This window comes from Candidatus Thermoplasmatota archaeon (assembly GCA_029907305.1).
GTDB lineage: Archaea > Thermoplasmatota > E2 > DHVEG-1 > DHVEG-1 > JARYMC01.
Genome location: JARYMC010000130.1, coordinates 1 through 2,041 on the forward strand (window position 1 = coordinate 1; position 2,041 = coordinate 2,041).

Here is a 2,041-nt window from a genome sequence, read left to right on the forward strand (position 1 = left end):
AACCTACTTACTATGCAAAAATCAGATAAAATTATCTTTTTGATTTTTATCAGAGTTGAGGATTTCTACAACCCCGTGAAAAAATGGCATTTTGAAATTTAGCCTAAATACGATATTGAAAATCAAAAAATAAAAAAAGAGAAATTTTTCTCTATTTTTTGAGTAGGTCTAGTGAAGCTAGTTCCTGTGAAAGTTTCTCTACAGCTAGTGATACATCCTCTGTTTTTCTTGCACCTGTACAAACAATTTTACCAGAACCAAACAAGAGCATTGCTACCCTTGGTTCCTTTATACGATATACTAGTCCTGGGAACTGTTCCGGTTCGTATTCCACGTTTTCTAATCCTAGTCCCATAGCAACCTCATTAAGGTTTAGCTCGGTTCCAAGATCAGATATTGCTACAATATTTTGTATAACAATTTTTAAATCTTTATACACGTCAACCCCGAGTTTTCTTAGTTTATCCGCTATTATGTTTACTGTTTTTCTTACATCCTCAACGTTTTTTGCACCAGTACAATTAGCTTTTCCACTCCTGAAAAGAAGCGTAGCGGTTTTCGGGTTACTTAAACGGTATACTAGTCCTGGGAACTGTTCTGGTTCGTACTCAGCTTCTTCTAATGATTGTGCTATTACGTCTAAATCCAGTTTATCTGCGAAGGATGTAGACGCTACAATATTTTCTACTTCTACATGTGGCATTATCTTCTCCTCCAGTTTTTTTATAAAACTCCTAAGGATGAAAGCTTTTCTTTCATCGTATCAATGGCACGGTGTACGTCATCCATTTTTTTTGCCCCTGTACAAACCATTTTACCGGAGCTAAAAAGAAGTATCACCGCACCTATATCACTCATCTTATAAACCAACCCAGGGAACTGTTCTGGTTCATACTCGACATTTTCCAAAAGCAAACCTTTTGCTATTGAACTAAGTTGTAGATCTTTTTTGAGGTCAGCAGATGCTACAATATTCTGTGTTATAACCTCAATTTCATCAGGTGTGTCTATACCATTTTTTTTCATCTCACTGATTAGTGTTGTTATTGTCTCTTTTGCTTGTTCTATTGATTTGGCACCCGTGCAGATAACTTTGCCGCTGGAAAATATGAGAGCAGCTGTTTTCTGTTCTTCAAAATGTAAAATAAGACCAGGGAACTCATCAGGGTTGTACTTTGAATCAGGTATTTTCTCAGCGAGGCTTTTAATGTCTATTTTTTCTGCTAGCTGGGCAGAAACCACAATATTTTCAACGTTTATATCAACCATATAAGTTTTAGCCTTCCCTCCTTAGAGTATATAAAGCGTTTTTATATAGGTTTCGTTCAAAATATGATAAAAAACAGGAAAAAGTAGTTTTACCAGATTTTATCGATATCTAGATCAACTTCGTTCTTTTTGTTTTCTGTCTTCTTTTCATGTTTTTCTTCTTCATCTATCTTGTCAAGTAAACCATGGAACTCATGTGTTTTCTCATTTATCCTCTTTTCACAACTAGCAATAGCTAGCTCCCCTCTGGTACGTTCTACCAAACCCCGTATCATATCCTGTTTTTTACGGATTGGAACCAAAGCAGAGGGGTAATCAAATCTGATAACAGCATCATATATGCTTTCCATCATCTTCAGGTACTCATCAGCCTTAGTATTATCCCCCGCTCTTATAAACTCCAGGGCGCTTCTCCTGAGTTCACCAACGACATCACACAACCCCATAAGGTAAGCATTGTAAGTGGTTTTAATCTCATCGGGATCAGGTAAATCCTTTCCCTTTAATATGTTTAAAAGACATTTAGCCTCTACAACTTCTTGGGCTGCATTTTCAACAAAACCAGCATGATAGAGATCACCATAGTCTTTGACAGTACTATAAAGATTAGACAACTCGCTATAAGCTTTCTCGATATATTTCTCAGCATCATCAATGAGGTTTTGATGTAAACACTGTATAGCTTTTCTGCAACCAATAATTATCTCTCTAGTTATCCTTAATGCCTGTTCCCTGATTTTGTCTTTCTCGTCAATACTTTTTTCAATTTTGT

Annotated in this window: 3 protein-coding genes; all 3 read right to left on the reverse strand. The window is 36.2% G+C overall.

What is annotated here, in order from left to right:
* Nucleotides 1-151: 151 nt before the first annotated feature.
* Nucleotides 152-703 carry a TATA-box-binding protein gene (locus QHH19_07250; protein MDH7518116.1) on the reverse strand — a complete coding sequence of 184 codons (552 nt, stop codon included), beginning with the start codon at nucleotides 701-703 and terminating at the stop codon, nucleotides 152-154.
* 20 nt (nucleotides 704-723) lie between these two features.
* Nucleotides 724-1,269, reverse strand: coding sequence for a TATA-box-binding protein (locus tag QHH19_07255; protein MDH7518117.1), 546 nt, complete (start codon nucleotides 1,267-1,269; stop codon nucleotides 724-726).
* A gap of 89 nt (nucleotides 1,270-1,358) precedes the next feature.
* On the reverse strand, nucleotides 1,359-2,041 hold a 683-nt coding region (locus QHH19_07260; protein MDH7518118.1), incomplete at its 5' end, for an RNA-binding protein.